General features: G+C 64.1%; 15 protein-coding genes. 9 read left to right on the plus strand and 6 right to left on the minus strand.

The window, feature by feature from the left end; genetic code table 11:
• Positions 1-111: 111 nt before the first annotated feature.
• On the minus strand, positions 112-1308 hold the full coding sequence (gene metC / locus UP09_RS30575; protein WP_044542056.1) for a cystathionine beta-lyase: 1197 nt from the start codon (positions 1306-1308) through the stop codon (positions 112-114).
• A 320-nt stretch (positions 1309-1628) separates the two neighbouring features.
• Between metC and UP09_RS30580 the strand changes: the two genes are divergently transcribed.
• The 4 genes from UP09_RS30580 to UP09_RS30595 are packed head-to-tail and all read left to right on the plus strand — an operon-like array spanning position 1629 to position 6145.
• The gene (locus UP09_RS30580; protein WP_044542057.1) at positions 1629-2648 is read left to right on the plus strand and encodes an amino acid ABC transporter substrate-binding protein; all 1020 of its coding nucleotides are present in this window, start codon (positions 1629-1631) and stop codon (positions 2646-2648) included.
• A gap of 25 nt (positions 2649-2673) precedes the next feature.
• Positions 2674-3879 carry an amino acid ABC transporter permease gene (locus UP09_RS30585; protein WP_044542058.1) on the plus strand — a complete coding sequence of 402 codons (1206 nt, stop codon included), beginning with the start codon at positions 2674-2676 and terminating at the stop codon, positions 3877-3879.
• The gene (locus tag UP09_RS30590; protein WP_044542059.1) at positions 3876-5393 is read left to right on the plus strand and encodes an amino acid ABC transporter permease; all 1518 of its coding nucleotides are present in this window, start codon (positions 3876-3878) and stop codon (positions 5391-5393) included. The genes UP09_RS30585 and UP09_RS30590 overlap by 4 nt, the downstream gene beginning before the upstream one ends.
• Before the next feature lie 11 nt (positions 5394-5404).
• Positions 5405-6145 carry an amino acid ABC transporter ATP-binding protein gene (locus tag UP09_RS30595; protein WP_044542060.1) on the plus strand — a complete coding sequence of 247 codons (741 nt, stop codon included), beginning with the start codon at positions 5405-5407 and terminating at the stop codon, positions 6143-6145.
• A gap of 111 nt (positions 6146-6256) precedes the next feature.
• Here the strand turns inward: UP09_RS30595 and UP09_RS30600 are convergent, their stop codons facing one another.
• The 4 genes from UP09_RS30600 to UP09_RS30615 all read right to left on the minus strand — a co-directional run bounded on the left by UP09_RS30600 (position 6257) and on the right by UP09_RS30615 (position 10897).
• Positions 6257-7291 (minus strand): cysteine synthase A, encoded by a 1035-nt coding sequence (locus UP09_RS30600; protein ID WP_044542061.1) that lies wholly within the window; start codon positions 7289-7291, stop codon positions 6257-6259.
• A gap of 243 nt (positions 7292-7534) precedes the next feature.
• Complete coding sequence (locus UP09_RS30605) at positions 7535-8773, minus strand: SAM-dependent methyltransferase (protein ID WP_082070350.1); 1239 nt, start codon at positions 8771-8773, stop codon at positions 7535-7537.
• A complete protein-coding gene (locus UP09_RS30610) occupies positions 8763-9566 on the minus strand; it encodes a DUF1365 domain-containing protein (RefSeq protein WP_044542062.1) in 804 nt (267 codons plus the stop codon). The genes UP09_RS30605 and UP09_RS30610 overlap by 11 nt, the downstream gene beginning before the upstream one ends.
• Positions 9563-10897 (minus strand): NAD(P)/FAD-dependent oxidoreductase, encoded by a 1335-nt coding sequence (locus tag UP09_RS30615; protein ID WP_245302277.1) that lies wholly within the window; start codon positions 10895-10897, stop codon positions 9563-9565. The genes UP09_RS30610 and UP09_RS30615 overlap by 4 nt, the downstream gene beginning before the upstream one ends.
• 256 nt (positions 10898-11153) lie before the next feature.
• Between UP09_RS30615 and UP09_RS30620 the strand changes: the two genes are divergently transcribed.
• The 3 genes from UP09_RS30620 to UP09_RS30630 are packed head-to-tail and all read left to right on the plus strand — an operon-like array spanning position 11154 to position 13227.
• On the plus strand, positions 11154-11741 hold the full coding sequence (locus UP09_RS30620; RefSeq protein WP_044542673.1) for a sigma-70 family RNA polymerase sigma factor: 588 nt from the start codon (positions 11154-11156) through the stop codon (positions 11739-11741).
• Positions 11738-12391 carry a ChrR family anti-sigma-E factor gene (locus tag UP09_RS30625; protein WP_044542064.1) on the plus strand — a complete coding sequence of 218 codons (654 nt, stop codon included), beginning with the start codon at positions 11738-11740 and terminating at the stop codon, positions 12389-12391. Before UP09_RS30620 ends, UP09_RS30625 begins: the two co-directional genes overlap by 4 nt.
• Positions 12392-12411: 20 nt before the next feature.
• Complete coding sequence (locus UP09_RS30630) at positions 12412-13227, plus strand: DUF1295 domain-containing protein (protein WP_044542065.1); 816 nt, start codon at positions 12412-12414, stop codon at positions 13225-13227.
• Here UP09_RS30630 and UP09_RS30635 read toward each other — a convergent pair.
• On the minus strand, positions 13216-13617 hold the full coding sequence (locus UP09_RS30635) for a DUF2177 family protein (RefSeq protein ID WP_044542066.1): 402 nt from the start codon (positions 13615-13617) through the stop codon (positions 13216-13218). The two genes, UP09_RS30630 and UP09_RS30635, sit on opposite strands and share 12 nt — an antisense overlap.
• 434 nt (positions 13618-14051) lie before the next feature.
• Between UP09_RS30635 and UP09_RS30640 the strand changes: the two genes are divergently transcribed.
• Positions 14052-15521, plus strand: a complete 1470-nt coding sequence (locus UP09_RS30640; protein WP_156164911.1) for an efflux transporter outer membrane subunit — start codon at positions 14052-14054, stop codon at positions 15519-15521.
• Positions 15511-16980, plus strand: a complete 1470-nt coding sequence (locus UP09_RS30645; protein ID WP_044542067.1) for an efflux RND transporter periplasmic adaptor subunit — start codon at positions 15511-15513, stop codon at positions 16978-16980. The genes UP09_RS30640 and UP09_RS30645 overlap by 11 nt, the downstream gene beginning before the upstream one ends.
• The last annotated feature ends 3 nt before the right edge of the window (positions 16981-16983 follow it).

The following is a 16983-nucleotide window of genomic DNA, read 5'->3' on the forward strand; positions in this document are numbered from 1 at the left end:
GCAAAATCGCGGAGGCGGGGCGTGACCGCCGCGCAAGACATCGATCGCGATGCGAAGCCGCACAGCGCCGCCATGGTTAATATCGTCTAACGCCCGCCCAGCGTGTACAGATCAGAGTGCGGCCTTCAGCGCCGCAAATCCGCGATCGAGATCGGCCTTGAGGTCGTCGACACTCTCGAGCCCGATGTGCAGCCGCAGCGTCGGTCCGCCCGGCGCCCATTTGGTGGCGGTGCGATAGTCGTTGCAGTCGAACGGCACGATCAGGCTCTCGAAGCCACCCCAGGAAAAGCCCATGCCGAACAGCGTGACCGTGTCGAGCAGGGCGTCGACCGCCTTTTGCGGCACCGGCTTCAGGACGATGCTGAACAGGCCGGAGGCGCCGGTGAAGTCACGCTTCCAGATCGCGTGCCCAGGATCGGTTTCGAGGGCAGGGTGCAGGACGCGGTCGACCTCGGGCCGGGCTGCGAGCCAGTGCGCCATTTCGAGCCCGGAGCGGTGGTGCTGCGCGAGCCGCACCGACAGCGTGCGGACGCCGCGCAGCGCGAGATACACATCGTCGGGCCCGGCATAGACGCCGAGCAGGCGGATGCCCTCCGAGATCAGCGGCCAGGCCTTTGCATTCGCCGAGATGGTGCCGAACATGATGTCGGAGTGACCGCCGATATATTTGGTCGCGGCCTGCATGCTGATGTCGACGCCCTGCTCGAGCGAGCGGTGATAGAGCGGGGTCGCCCAGGTGTTGTCGTCGATCATGAGCGCGCCGTTGGCATGCGCGACGGCAGATATCGCGCGGACGTCGGGCATCTCGAAGGATTGCGAGCCGGGCGCCTCGACCAGCACGGCACGGGTGTTCGGCTTGAACAGCGCAGCGATGCCGGCGCCGATCAGGGGATCGAAATAGCTGGTCTCGATGCCATAGCGCGCCAGCATGCCGCTGCAGAAGTTGCGCGTGGGCCGGTAGGCATTGTCGCAGACCAGCAAATGGTCGCCCGCCTTCAGCACTGCGAGCAGCGTGGTGGTGACGGCGGCCAGCCCCGACGGCGCGAGGCCGACGCCGGCACATTGCGGGCCTTCCAGCGCCATCAGCACGTCCTGCAGCGCCCGCGTGGTCGGGTTGCCGTGGCGGCCATAGCTAAATTCGGCGCGATGGGCGTGGAGGTCCTCGGCGCTCGGATAGAGCACGGTCGAACCATGGAACACCGGCGGATTGACGAAGCCTTTTTGGCCCTTGGTGTCACGGCCGGCCGTGACCAGCCGGGTTGCGGGATGTTGCTGATGGGGGGGCGTGGAGGCGTCGGAGGAGGTCATGGGTCGCAACCGTTAGACTTTTTGCCGCGGCCGCCACGCGTCGGGAGGACGGGGTCGCGCCGGGGGTTATTACTAACAAGACGCAGAAGACGCGCGTCAACCCCTTGACCCGGCCCCTCAGTCGCTATGTGATGCACTGCAACTACCAGTCGCCGCACGTTGAGGGGCCTGCCGCGACCGTCGATCCCTTGCCTGACCGTTTTGCACGTCAAACTGCCGGTCAGACCAGCATTTCTTGCTGCAGGGGATCATCGGGTTGGCCCGTGAGCGCAAGGCGAACAAAAAGCATCGTCCACGGTCGACCCTGAAAGGCCCCGCCCATGAAACGCGTTTCCCTGGCTCTCACCCTTGCCGCCGCCGCCGCTGCCCTGTCGGTTCAGGCCGCTTCGGCGCAAACCCTCAAGACTATCAAGGACCGGGGCATGCTGTCCTGTGGCGTCAGCCAGGGCCTGCCGGGCTTTTCGTCGCCCGATGACAAGGGAAACTGGACCGGGATCGACGTCGACGTCTGTCGCGCGCTCGCGGCGGCGGTCTTCAACGATCCGACCAAGGTCAAGTTCGTGCCGCTCTCGGCCAAGGACCGCTTCACGGCGTTGCAGTCCGGCGAGATCGACGTGCTGTCGCGCAACACGACCTGGACGGTGTCGCGCGATACCTCGCTCGGCGCCAATTTCACCGGCGTGACCTATTACGACGGGCAGGGCTTCATGGTGAAGAAGTCGCTCAAGGTCAATTCTGCGCTCGAGCTGAACAGTGCGTCGGTTTGCGTGCAGACCGGCACCACGACCGAGCAGAATCTCGCCGACTTCTTCAAGGGCAACAACATGAAGTACGAGGTGATCGCTTTCGGCACCGTTGACGAAACCGTCAAGGCTTACGAATCCGGACGCTGCGATGTCTTCACCGACGATGCGTCCGGGCTCTATGCCAGCCGCCTGAAGCTCGCGAACCCCGCCGATCACGTCGTGCTTCCGGAAATCATTTCCAAGGAACCGCTGGGGCCGATGGTGCGTCACGGCGACGACCAGTGGTTCGACATCGTGAAGTGGACGCTGTTCGCAATGATCAATGCCGAGGAGCTCGGCGTGACCCAGAAAAACGTCGATGAGATGCTGAAATCGGACAAGCCGGAACTGAAGCGGGTGCTGGGCACCGACGGCAATCTGGGCGAACAGCTCGGCCTCACCAAGGACTGGGTGGTGCGCATCGTGAAGTCGGTCGGCAATTACGGCGAGACCTTCGAGCGCAATGTCGGCACCGGATCGCCCCTCGGCATCGCCCGTGGCGTCAACAATCTCTGGAACAAGGGCGGCATCCAGTACGCGCCGCCGATCCGCTGATCGGTCCTGGCCCGCGGCTGCGGCGATGAGCATCGAGCCCCGAAGACCGCCGCTTCAGTTTGTCCTCAGGCTGAAGCGGGCGCTTGGCGGCAAGGCCGGCTGGAACGGGCTCGCCGTCCAGATTGCCTTCGCCGCGATCCTGGCCTGGATCGCCTATGAGATCGTGGCGAACGCCCGCGCAAACCTGCAGACCCAGCACATTGCGTCGGGCTTCGGCTTCCTCAACTACAATGCGGGCTTTGACGTCAGCCAGAGCCTGATCGCCTACACGAACTCCGACACCTACTGGCGCGTGTTCTTCGTTGGCCTGTTGAACACGCTCCTGGTCTCGGTGATCGGAATCTTCTTTGCCACCGTGATCGGCTTCGTCGTGGCGCTGTGCCGGTTGTCGCCGAACTGGCTGGTATCGCGGATCGGCGGCATCTACGTCGAAACAATCCGAAACCTGCCGCTGCTGTTCCAGATCCTGTTCTGGTACCTCGCGGTGCTGGCGGCGCTGCCGGGACCGCGGCAGAGCATCTCGATCTTCAGCACGTTCTTTCTCAACAATCGCGGCCTGATCGTACCGCGGGCGGTCGGCGAACCGGGGCTCGATCCGTTCCTGGCCGTGCTCGCGGTCGGCATCATCGCGGCGCTGGGCGTGCGGCACTACGCGCGGCGCGCGCTATTCCAGCGGGGACAGATGATCCGGATCTGGCCCTATGTGCTGGGTCTCATCGTCGGCCTGCCGCTGGTCGCGACGTTGATCTTCGGGTGGCCTTTCATCTTCGAGGTGCCGCAACTGAAGGGCTTCAACTTCGCCGGCGGGGCGCGTGTCATCCCCGAATTCGTTGCCCTGACGGTCGCGCTGTCGACCTATACGGCGTCGTTCATCGCGGAGATCGTGCGCGCCGGCATCATGTCGGTCCACAAGGGACAGATGGAGGCGGGCGCGTCGCTCGGCTTGAGCCGCGGCACAGCGCTGCGGCTGATCGTGGTGCCGCAGGCGATGCGCGTCATCGTGCCGCCGCTGACCAACCAGTACCTCAATCTCACCAAGAACTCGTCGCTTGCAGTCGCCATCGGCTATCCGGATCTGGTGTCCGTCTTTGCCGGCACGGCGGTGAGCCAGACCGGGCAGGCCATTGAGATCATCGCCATGACGATGGGCGTCTACCTGTTGCTCTCGCTGACAACGAGCGCCGTCATGAGCATCTATGGCTGGCGCATCAACCGGAGCCTGGCGGCATGACGGATATCGCGGCATCGACCTTTGTCAGGCAGGACCTGGTCGCCGAGCGCCCGGCGCCGATGAAGACCACCGGATTCTTCGGCGTGCTGCGCTCGCGCCTGTTGAATTCACCGACCAACATCCTGCTCACGATCCTCTGCCTGTTGCTGGTCTGGTACGTCGTTGTTCCGGCGCTCAAATTCCTGCTGGTCGACGCTGTCTGGACCGGCAAGGATCGCACGGCCTGCCTGTCCGAGACGGCGGGATACAGCGTCGGCGCCTGCTGGCCCTATGTCTGGGCGAAGCTGAACCAGCTCATCTATGGCTTCTATCCGGAAGCTCAGCGCTGGCGCGTCAATCTGACCTTCCTGCTCGGCGTCGCGCTACTCCTGCCGCTACTGATTCCGCGCCTGCCCGCAAAAGGCTTGAACTCCGGCCTGTTCTTCTTCGCTTTTCCGGTGGTGGCATTCTTCCTGCTGCATGGCGGCGGCATCGCCGGCTTCGGCGTGAGCTGGACCGCCGGCCTGCTGCAGCTGTTCGAGCAGAGCATCAGTGGAGTTGGCGAACTCCTGGTCAATCTCAGCCAGAGCTCGGCGATCGGCCCGCTGCTCTGGGGCCTCGGCAAGGTCATAGTCCTGGTCGGTCTCCTGATCCACTGGCTGATCTTTCCGCTGACCTGGCTGCACGATCAGCTGCAAACATCCCAACCGGTGTGGGGCGATTTTCTCGTTACGGCTGTGATCGTCTCGGCCATCTTGTTTGGTCTTGGCGGCGGCATCCGAACCGGCCGCGCGGTGCTGATCCGCAGCCTGCTGACGTTTGCCGGAATGGCCGTTGCGATCAAGCTGATGGGACTCGACCGCGGCGGTTTTCCGATTGTCGATACACGGCTGTGGGGCGGCCTTCTGGTGACGCTGGTCATCGCCATCACAGGCATCGTCGCCTCGATGCCGATCGGGATTGCGCTGGCGCTCGGCCGCCGCTCGACCATTCCGCTGATCCGGATCTTCGCGATCACCTTCATCGAATTCTGGCGGGGCGTGCCGTTGATCACGGTCCTGTTCTTCGCGACCTACATGCTGCCGCTGTTCGTGCCGGGTAATTTCACGATCGACGGCTTGATGCGCGCCTTGATCGGGGTGGCGCTGTTTACCGGTGCCTATCTGGCCGAGGTCATCAGGGGCGGCCTCGCCGCCGTGGCGCGCGGGCAGGCGGAGGCCGCTTCCGCGCTCGGCCTGTCGTGGTGGAAGACGACGTCGCTGATCGTGCTGCCGCAGGCGCTGCGCTACGTCATCCCGGGCATCGTCAATAGCTTCATCGGGCTGTTCAAGGACACCTCGCTGGTCTCGATCGTCGCGCTGTTCGATCTGCTGGGCTCCTTGCGGGCGTCGTTCGCCGATCCAACCTGGACCACGCCGACCACCGCGTTCACCGGTTTCGCCGTCGCCGGGATGATCTACTTCGTGTTCTGCTTTGGAATGTCGCGCTACTCGCTCTTCGTCGAAAACCGTCTCAACGCCCATCGCCGCACCTGAACAGGGTCATCATGTCAACCGATCCGATCGTCAACATTTCCAACCTCAACAAGTGGTACGGCGACTTCCACGTGCTGCGCGACATCAAACTCGAGGTCGGCAAGGGCGAGCGCATCGTGATCTGCGGCCCGTCGGGCTCCGGCAAGTCGACCCTGATCCGCTGCATCAATGCGCTGGAGGAATTCCAGGAGGGCGAGATCGTCGTCGACGGCATCGAGTTGGGTCCGAATCTGCGCCGTGTCGACGAGGTGCGCCGCGAGGTCGGCATGGTGTTCCAGAGCTTCAATCTGTTCCCGCATCTGACTGTGCTCGACAATTGCACGCTGGCGCCGATCTGGGTGCGCAACATCCCGAAGAAGGATGCCGAGGCGGCCGCGATGAAGTTCCTCGAGCGCGTCAAGATCCCGCATCAGGCCAACAAGTTTCCGGGCCAGATGTCGGGCGGTCAGCAGCAGCGCGTCGCGATCGCGCGCGCGCTGACCATGAATCCCAAGGTGATGCTGTTCGACGAGCCGACCTCGGCACTCGATCCGGAAATGGTCAAGGAGGTGCTCGACACCATGGTCGACCTTGCCAAGGAGGGCATGACCATGCTGGTCGTGACCCACGAAATGGGCTTTGCCCGCGAGGTCGCCAACCGCGTCGTGTTCATGGACGCCGGCCAGATCATCGAGTCGAACACGCCGCAGGAATTCTTCGCCAACCCGCAACACGCGCGGTCAAAGCTTTTCTTGAGTCAGATCTTAAGGTGACGTTCGCCGTCATTGCGAGCGGAGCGAAGCAATCCATTCATCCGCACGAGAAGCATGGATTGCTTCGTCGCTTTCGCTCCTCGCAATGACGCCGGAATCAGCGGTCGCCCGTCACACAAACGGCAGCTCGATCTTGCTGCGCTTCTCGAGCCATGTCGGCACCGGCAGGTTCTTCGAGCGCATGAAATCCGGATTGAACAGCTTTGACTGGTAACGGCCGCCGGAGTCGCAGAGGATCGTGACGATGGTCTTGCCGGGACCGAGCTTCCTGGCGAGGCGAATGGCGCCTGCGACGTTGATGCCGGTCGAGCCGCCAAGGCACAGTCCCTCGTGCTCGAGCATTTCGTAGATCACCAGCACCGCTTCCTCGTCGGGGATCAGGAACGCGTCGTCGACCTTCGCGGTTTCGATGATCGGGGTGATGCGTCCAAGCCCGATGCCCTCGGTGATCGAGCTGCCCGGCGTCACCTTGGGCTCGCCATGCTTGAACAGCTCATACATCGCAGCACCGCGCGGATCGGCGCAGGCGGTCGTGATACCAGGATTCTTCTCCTTCAGATAACGGCTGATGCCGGCAAGCGTGCCGCCGCTGCCGACGGAGCAGATGAAGCCGTCGAGCTTGCCGCCGGTCTGCTCCCAGATCTCGGGTCCGGTCGACTCGTAGTGCGCCTTGGCGTTGTCGAGGTTGTTCCACTGGTCCGCGAACAGGACGCCGTTCGGCTCGCTCTTGCGGAGCTGATCGGCAAGCCGCTTGCCGAGGTGCGCGTAATTGTTCGGATTGGAGAAGGGCAGTGCCGGGGCCTCGACGAGCTCGGCGCCGCACAGCCGCAGGAAGTCCTTCTTTTCCTGGCTCTGGGTCTCCGGAATGACGATCAAGGTCCGGTAGCCGCGCGCGCTCGCGACGACCGCCAGCCCAATGCCGGTGTTTCCCGCAGTCGACTCGACCACGAGCCCACCCGGCTTGAGCTCACCGCGCTTCTCGGCTTCCAGGATCATCCATTTGCCGGCGCGGTCCTTGACCGACTGGCCCGGATTCATGAACTCGGCCTTGCCGAGAATGGTGCAGCCGGTCAGTTCGGACGCGCGCTGCAGCTTGATCAGTGGCGTATTGCCGATCGCTTCGATGACGTCTTTGTTGAATGTCATGTCAGGGGGTATTCTCTTGCCGGTCAGTGTTTTGCTTCTGCCGGAAACTAGTGTGCCCATCGCAAAAGGGGAAGGCTTTTGCAGTGCGGCGAAATTGGGGGAAAAACTTGCGTTAACCAGTCGGCGGCGCAGGCCGAGGCAGCGTATGGAAAGATTGTTTTGAGCGAGCGCTGCGATCTGGGCGAATCTTGCTGCAAATCGCCGTTCCGCATCAACTCGGCGATCACTGCCGACGCGTTCAATTCAAGACGATCGTTCGACCTTGTACAGCCTCACATTGAGGGCGCCGATCTCAAAACCGAGCCTGCAATACGCGAGGTAGTATTCCCACATCCGCTTGAAGCGGAGATCGAAGCCCAGCGTCTCGATCGACGGCCAGGCGTCCATGAACCGATCGTGCCATTCCGCAAGGGTGCGCGCGTAGCTGTCGGCGAAGAACTCCGACGAGACAAGCCGCAGTCCGGAGTTCTTCACCTGTTGTTCAACGATGTCGGCGGTCGGCAGCATTCCGCCAGGGAAAATGTAGCGCTGGATGAATTCCGGCCGCCTGCGATAGCTTTCGAAGCGGCTTTCGTCGATCGTGATGACCTGGACCACCGCGACGCCGCCAATAGTGAGCCGTTGCCGCAGATTGTCGAAGAACAGCGGCCAGTAGGCTTCGCCGACCGCTTCCAGCATCTCGATCGAGACAACACGATCATAGCTGCCCCTGGTGTCGCGATAGTCCTCGATCCGCAGGTCGGACCTGTCGGCGAGACCGCGCTGTGCCAGTTGCTCGCGCGCGTAGCCAAGCTGTTCGGTCGACAGGGTCAGGCCGGTGACATGGCAGTCGGCTCGCGCGATGATCTGCTGCGCCAGCGCACCCCAGCCGCAACCGATCTCCAGCACGCTCTCGCCACCGCTGAGATCGAGCAACTCGGTCACGCGATCCAGCTTGTTCTGTTGCGCCTGCTCGAGTGTTTCGTGAGGCGAAGCGTAGATGGCCGACGAATAGGTCATGCTCGGATCGAGCCAAAGGCGGTAGAAGTCGTTGCCGAGATCGTAATGGGCGCGAATATTGCGCCGGCTGCCGCGCCTGGTGTTGCGGTTGAACAGGGCGTGACGGAGCCAAATGAGGGGCTGCGGCGGCCTCAGCCGCTCGAACGAGGCGGCTTCCGTCGATCGTGGTGCAGCCGCGCTCAGGAAGGTATGGAGGTTTGGCGTGGACCATTCGCCGGCGAGAAATCCCTCGGCAAAACCGAGATCGCCGCTGACCAGCAGCCGCAGCAGGCATTTCCAGCTGTGAATCTTGATATGCGCCTGGTCTCCACCGCGCATGCCCGAGATCACGATACCGCGCCCGCCGGGCACCTGGATTAGAATTTCGCCGCAGTCGAGCCTGCGCAACATCCGCCGCAACAGCGCGCCGATCGTCGCGCGCAGCACGGTGGGCCATCGAACAGGGAGCAAGCCCGGGACGGTTTGCTGATGGTCAGAGTGCATGCGAATCGATCCGTTGCTTGGGCGATATGGCGGCGAGCGTGATGGTGTCAGTCGATGCTTGCGGGCGGTCGCGCAGCCCCATGCCCTTCAGCCAAAGCCGCAACGCTTCCCAATGAATCGCGAGCATGACCTTGGCTGTAACCAGGGGGATCGTCAGGAAATTGCGCAGCAGCGCTCCATCGCTGATTGTCTCGCGCGATGCCGTAAGGCAGGCGCTGAGCATCGCTTGGCCGCGTTCGCTTGCGCCGATGCCGAGGGCAAAGTGCTGACCTGGCTCGTTCAGCCGGAAGCGATAGGCCATGCTCATGTCCATGAAGGGCGAGACGTAGAACGCCTTGCGGCAGTCGTGGCGGATATTCCCATCGCCAGCCTCGACCGGCGCGACGTAGGCATGGCGCTCACCGAACGTGTTGTGAACCTGATAGATGATCGCGGCGAGCTGCCCGCAACTCCGGTAGCAGAAATAGACGCTGAGCGGATTGAAGCTGTAGCCGAGCGTCCGCGGCATGCAGAACAGCCGGATCGCCCCGCCTTTGATGTCGATCCCGGCTCGCGCCAGATGGCTTTCGGCCTGGACGCGCAGCGACGTTGCGCTGCCGTCGCCGTGATCGGAATCATGCAGCGCGAACAGGTTGAAGTGGTTGTGGGAGAATAGCCGAAACCGTGATGCGAGCGCCGGGACCTCGTCGAGATCGAGCAGCATCCAGAAAGCGCGGTAGCGGAAGCGATGCACTTTGGGCCGCAGCCGTCGATGCATCACGCTGCCGCGATAGAGGCAGGAGTGCAGCGTCATGATAGCAACTCCGGCTCGGGCGCGAAGGGAGCGGTTCTATCGAACACGATGCGTCCGGACTCGTCAGGTACGGTCCAGGGCCTGCGCACGCCGCCGAGCTGTTCGGCGACCGCAAGGCCGGATTGCAGCCCGTCTTCGTGGAAGCCGGCGCCGAAATGCGCGCCGCAGAACCAGACATTGCCCTTGCCTTGCAGCGACCAGAGCCGGCGCTGTGCTGAAATCGCGGCGGCATCGAACACCGGATGCTCGTAGAGTTCGGTGTCGTGCAGCGTATCGGCATGCGGCGGGCGGGCAGGATTGAGCGTGACGAACAACGGCAGGCGCCCTTCAATGCCCTGCAGGCGATTCATCCAATAGGTCACGCCGGCCGGTGCATCGGATTGCTCGCGCCAGCCGACATAATTCCAGCTCGACCACGCCGCGCGGCGCCGTGGCATGAAGCTCGGATCCGAGTGCAGCACGGCGAGATTGCGGCTGTAGCGGAATGCGCCGAGCAGTTCGATCTCGTCGCGCGTTGGCGCGTCGATGACGGCGAGCGCCTGATTGGCATGCGTCGCCAGCACGACGTGATCGTAGGAGCGGGTTTCCCCGCTGATGTCGGTGACCGCGACGCGGTTGGCGGTGCGTCGCACGCTGACCACGCCGCATTCCAGCCTGATCCGGTCGGCGAACGATCGGATCAGCTGTTGCACATAGACCTGGCTGCCGCCGGTCACGGTTTCCCAAGGCGGCCGGCTCGTCAGTTGCAGCAGCCCGTGATTGTGATGGAAGCGAATGAAGGTCGCGGCCGGGAAGGCGAGGATCTCATCCGGCGGAGCCGACCAGATCGCGCTTGCCATCGGCAGCAAATGGTCGTCGCGGAAGGCGGCGCCGTAACCGCCTTGCTTGAGATAGTCGCCGAGGCTGATTGTCTCGTTGCCCAGGAGCGTGGCATCGCGTGTGGCGTGATCGTAGAACCTGACGAGGTCGCGCAGCATCGACCAAAAGCGCGGACGCAGGAGATTCTTGGGCTGCGCCAGCAGCCCCCGAAGGCCGGTCCCTGAATATTCAAGTTCGCCCTCATTGAGGGATACCGACAGCGACATTTCCGATGGCTGCGTGGGCACGCGCAGATGCTGAAACAGCGCGGTCAAGTTAGGATAGGTCTTGCGGTTGAACACGATGAAGCCGGTATCGACGGCGATTTTTTTGCCATTGATCGACGCCGTCACGGTGTTCGAGTGGCCGCCGATCCGATCGGACTTTTCATAGACGGTCACGTCGTGCCGCTGGCTGAGCAGCCACGCGGCCGACAGGCCGGAAATGCCGGTCCCGATCACGGCTATGTTCAACTTGACGTCGCTCCTCAAGGTTCAACCCTCTGCGGCACAGCCAATGCACCGGCTGGTTCCGGGGACGGCTCTACGGAATGAAACGACAGATCGTGCGGGTTGGATCACCGGCTGTGATCCAACCGTGGCCGGGCGACGTTTCCGTAATATGCATGCGGTCGCACGACATTGTTTCGGGGTTATCGCTCTGGTCAGGCCGGGCGCGATCCGGTACTCACGTCGCAGAGGTGTCGGCGACAGGGAGTGCCCGCGCGGCATGCAGAGTGAAATTCCCGGCGATGCGACGTCGGATGCCGCCAGATGGGCCGGGCTGATCGAGGCCATTACGGTCCGGCGGGATCGCGAGGCGTTCGCGGCGCTGTTCCGGTATTTTGCTCCACGCATAAAGACCTTCATGCAACGCTCCGGGGCGAGCGAGCAGAGCGCCGACGAACTGGCGCAGGAAGCGCTACTCGTGGTCTGGTCGAAGGCCGCCCTGTTCGATCCCGCAAGCGTTGGCGCCGCAGCCTGGATATTCACGATTGCGCGCAACCTGCGCATTGACGCCCTCCGTCGTCAGAAACGAACCCCGACACATGATACGTCCGAAGCCGAGCTCGAGTTTCGCCTCGACGAGGGGCCACAGCCCGACGCCGGTGTCCGTGCCTCGCAGATCGAGGGGCGGGTCCGGGATGCGCTGTCCGTGCTGCCGGACGAACAGTTGCGGGTGATCGAGCTGTCCTTCTTTCAGGAAAGGGCCCATGCGGAGATCGCGCGGACGCTGGATATCCCGCTCGGGACGGTCAAATCACGCTTGCGGCTGGCCATGGCCCGGCTGCGTGGCTTGCTGGATGACTTCTCATGACGGTCCATCATCACCCTCCGGACGAACTGTTGGCGGCGTTTGCGGCCGGCGTGCTCGACCTTGGCCAGCATATTGCCGTTGCCACGCATCTGGTCGGCTGCGCGACGTGCCGCGCCGCCGTGCGCGCGATCGAGCATGTTGGCGGCGCGGTGCTGGCCGGACTGCCGCCGAGCGCGATGTCGGACGGGGCGCTTGAGGCGTTGGAGCGACGGTTGGACGAGCCTGTTCGCGTTGCCGACGCACCGGCGCGGCCACGGGCCCGCGGATTTACCGATGTCCCAGGCCTGCCGTCCTTCCTGGACGGCTATCCCGGCAGCTCCTGGAAATGGATTGCGCCGAAGGTGCATTTGCGGCCGATCCGATTGGCTGAGCCGAGCGCAACGCGGGTCTTTCTTCTGAAGTCCAGCCCGGGAACGAAGATGATCGACCATACCCACACCGGCTTTGAGATGACCTGCGTGCTGTCGGGCAGCTTCGTTCATGCCGGGGGCCATTTCGGGCCCGGCGATTTCGATTTCGGCGACGGATCTGTCGATCACGACGTGACGATCGATTCGGCGGAGGATTGCATCTGCCTGGTCGCGATGCAGGGAGACCTGAAGCTGAACGGACTGATCGGCCGCCTGCTGCAGCCCCTGATCCGGATGTAGCCGGTGGCGGGAGACGCCTCATGAGCCTGCTCCAAGCGGTGTCCCACCTCGCCATCATGGCGTTCGCGCTGTCTGCAGTCATGACGACCGCTTGGCTGATCCAGCGGCGTAGCGGGCACACCGGATGGATCGATGTTTGCTGGACATTCGGGACCGGCGCGGTCGCTGGCGTTGCCAGCCTTGTCCCGTTCCCCCAGGGTGGCGGCCCGACTGCGCGGCAGATCATGGTCGCACTGCTGGTCGCGATCTGGTCACTCCGGCTTGGCGGTCATCTCCTGTCGCGGACCTCGAGGGTCGGCGATGATCCGCGCTACCGCGACCTGATCGATCAATGGGGTGCCACGGCCGACATGCGGATGTTCCTGCAGGTGCAGGCTCAGGCCGCCGTTGCACTCATCCTCGCGGTCTCGGTCGCGCTCGCTGCGCACAATCCGCGACCGCAACTAGGCCTCAGCGATGGCCTCGGCGCAGCGCTGCTGCTGGCCGGCCTGGTCGGCGAGGCCTTGTCGGATTGGCAACTCCGCAAATTCCGGTCGGACCCGGCCAATCGCGGCCGGATCTGCGAGATCGGTCTGTGGAGGTGGTCGCGCCATCCGAACTATTTTTTCGAATGGCTGTGCTGGCTGGCCTATCCGGTGATCGCGATCGACGGTGCCTATGCAGCGGGCTGGATTACGCTGCTGGCGCCGGCCTGCATGTACTGGGCTCTGGTTTACGTTTCCGGCATACCACCGCTCGAGCAACACATGCTGCGCTCGCGCGGCCAGCAATTCCGCGACGTCCAGCTGCGGACGCGGCCGTTCTTGCCGCTCCCAAAACTGACCTCAGGCGGTTAGCTTGCCCGTGATCCAGCAGGCGGCCACTGCTGCGATCCCGCCGAGCAGGGTTCCCCAGGCGATATCGATCAGCGTCAGCTGGAGCGTCCAGTTGCGCAAGGTCGCCTGATTGGTCAGGTCGTAGGTCAGGTAGCTGAAGAGGCCGAACAGCGCGCCGTTGAGCGCTGCCTGGGTGAGGCTTTCGGATTTCAACCCGGGAAGCACGGCGAAGATGACGAGCCCCGCGGGGTAGATCAGGTAGAAGGCCACAGCCGGTGGCAGGTTGACGTCAGCCAGCAGGATGTCGCCGAGCGTCGGACGGTATAATCGGCTCGCCATGGTCCCAAGCCAAGCCATATCGCAAAGCAGGAAGACCAGGAGCGTCGACAGGTAGGCGTAGGGATAGATCATGTCGGAGCCCGAAGGTTGAACGATGCCGTCGACCGCGGGACGGCGGCCTCCGACTGATAACGACCGGCCGCGGCATCTGGATCATGGCTTGGCTCCCTCACGCCTGCGGATTCGATGCAACAGCGCGGAGAAATCCCCATGAATTCCTTGTAAGAATTGCAACGCTGACACATCTGCCCGGACCGTACGGAAACGCTATAAAAATAGAGGGAGGCGCGACGTTCGGGCGGCCTTAAATCGCCTGCGGCTGCGACCTTGAGGGGTCTTGAGAGGGCTGTCCGCCGCATCTTCCGATGGGGTAGTATAACGGCCCGGTTCCATTGGAAGCATCACCCCGTGAACGTCCCCCAGACCACCACCAAATGCGTCATGCGCGCGCCACGGGCGGAGTCTGTGTTGCTCGGAGACCGGGTGTGAGCCAACCCGCGTCCGAAATGGCACCTGGAGGCCGGTTGGGCCTCATTGTACGCTTGCGCCGGGTCGCTGGCCGGTCGCTTATCGCGCTGGGGCTTGTCGCAAGCTCCGCCGGCTGCATCCTGACCCAGGACATCCCCGATCCGGCGCTCGACGTGCCCCAAGGCTACAAGGCCGCCCGGCTTGGCCGCCCCGGCGACGCGCCTCCGACGCTTGACTGGTGGCGGGGGTTCCGGTCGGCCGAGCTGACCCAGCTGATGGAGGAGGCCCAGACCGTCAACCTGGACATCGCCGCGGCGGTCGCGCGGTTTCGTCAGGCCGATGCGCTGGCGCGGCAGGCCGGTGCGGCGCTGCTGCCGAGCCTGTCCACCGGCGGATCGGAAGCCTATTCGCGGACCTCGGGCTCCAGTGCCAGCGGCCTTTCGATCGGCGGGCGCGAAGTGGTCAACTACAACGCTTCGCTGAGCGCGAGCTATCAGCTCGACTTCTGGGGCCAGAACCGCGACGCGGCCCAGGCCGCCGAGGAGACCTCGGTCGCCAACCGGTTCGATCGCGAAGTGACGGCGCTGACGACCCTGACGACGGTTGCGACCGCCTACTTCACGGTGCTCGGGACCCAGGACCGCCTGCGCACCGCCCAGCGCAATATTGCCAGTGCCGAGCGCGTGCTGAACGCCATTAACGACCGCTTCAAGGCCGGCACCGGCACCGATCTCGACGTCGCCCAGCAGGAGAGTGTGCTCGCCAACCAGCGCGCGCAGGTGCCGCCGCTGCGGCAGACGCTCGACCAGAATATCAACGCACTTGCGGTGCTGGTGTCGCGGCCGCCGGAAAGCGTGCGGATCTCGGGTGGCACGCTCAACGCCGTCGCGATTCCCCGGGTCACGCCGGGCCTGCCGTCGGAATTGCTGACCCAGCGCCCCGACATCCGCAGGCAGGAGGCCCAGCTTGCCTCGGCGACCGCCAATGTTGGCAGCGCGCGGGCGCAGTTCTATCCCAGCATCCAGCTGACCGGACAGGGCGGCTACCAGAGCTCGGCGCTGGTGTCGCTGTTCCAGCCGCACGCAGCGTTCTTCAACCTGGTCGGCAGCGCGACACAACCGATCTTCGACGGCGGCAAGATCCTCGGCAATTTCGAATATACCCAGGCCAAGCAGGACGAACTCCTGCAGACCTACCGCAAGACGGTGGTCCAGGCCTTCACCGACGTCGACAATGCGTTGGTCGCGATTCGCGAGACCACGCGGAAGCTGCAGCTGCAGCGTGACGTGCTGACGGCATCGCGGCGGGCGTTCCAATTGGCCGAGCAGCAGCTTCGGGCCGGGACCGCCGACATCGTAACTGTGCTAAACACGCAGCTGACTCTCTTCCAGGCTGAAGATGCCTACTCCCAGGCTCAACTCGCCCGGCTGCTGGCGATAGTGAGCCTGTACCAGGCGCTGGGGGGCGGCTGGGAGCCGAAGATGGAGAGACCGGTCGATGCTCTTTAAGCCCGACACCAAGGACGACGAGAGAAATGCCGCGCCGCGCAAGCCGGGCCTGGTCTCGCGCCTGCTCAAGCGCATGGTGTCGCTGATCATCACACTCGTGATCCTCGGCGGTCTCGGTTATCTCGGCTGGCTCGCATTCCAACAAAAGCAGGGCGGCGGCCGTGGCGCGGGGGCGCGGCCTGATCTTCCGGTGCCGGTACTTGCGGCCACGCCGCGCGTGCAGGACGTGCCGGTTTATCTCGACGGCGTCGGCTCGGTGAAGGCGTTGAACACGGTCACCGTGCGCTCGCAGGTCGACGGCAAGCTGATCTCGGTCAAATTCGTCGAGGGTCAGGACGTCCAGAAGGGCGACGTGCTTGGCGAGATCGATCCCGTGATCTACCAGGCGCAATACGACCAGGCGGTCGCCAAGAAGGCGCAGGACGAGGCGCTGCTCGGCAACCAGAAGCTCGATCTCATCCGCTATCAGCAACTCGCCGCCACCAATGCCGGCTCGAAGCAGCAGGCCGATACACAGAAGTCCGTGGTTGCGCAGCAGGAGGCGCTGGTCAAAGCCGACCAAGCCGCGGTCGACAATGCGGCGGCGACGCTGGGCTACACCAAGATCGTTGCGCCGATTTCGGGGCGCGCCGGCCTGCGCCAGGTCGACCAGGGCAACATCGTCCACGCCGCCGACACCACCGGGCTCGTGATCCTGACCCAGCTGCAGCCGATCGCGGTGTGGTTCAGCCTGCCGCAGCAGCAGATCGTGCGGGTCAATGCGGCGGCGGCAAAGGGCCGGCTTGCGGTCGACGTGTTCGGCAATGACGGCGTCACGGTCGTCGATACCGGCACACTGACCGGCATCGACAACCAGGTCGATCCGACCACGGGCACGCTGAAGCTGAAGGCCGAATTCCCCAACGCCAGTTATCAGCTCTGGCCCGGCCAGTTCGTCAACGTCCGCCTCAAGGTCGAGACGCTGCCGCAGGCAATCGTGGTTCCGACCTCGGCGGTGCAGCGCGGCCCGGCCGGCACCTTCAGCTATGTGATCGGCGACAACGACATCGTCACCGCCAAGGCGGTGACCGTCACGCAACAGGACGAGCATGACGCCGTGATCGCGAGCGGCCTCACCACGTCGGACCGGGTGGTGACGACGGGCTTTGCCAATCTCGCCGAAGGCTCCACGGTCGTCATCGGCAAGGATGATCAGGCCCCGACGGCGGATCTCGCGCCGCGCAAGCGCGGCCGCAATCGAGATGGCAAGGGGGACGCAAAGGGCGGCGGTCAGGGCCAAGGCCAAGGTCAAGGCAACGAGGCCAAGAAGGACTGGCAGGGCAAGAACGGCGACAAGACCGGCGAGCATCGCGGCCGGCGCGAGCACAATGAGGGCGACCAAAAGGGGCAGACCGGACCGGCGCCGGCGCCCGCGGCAGGGGGCGAACAGTCAGGCGGCGCAGCGAAAGCGCAGCCATGATTG

The sequence above is a fragment of the Bradyrhizobium sp. LTSP885 genome (assembly GCF_000938305.1).
Classification (GTDB): Bacteria; Pseudomonadota; Alphaproteobacteria; order Rhizobiales; family Xanthobacteraceae; genus Bradyrhizobium.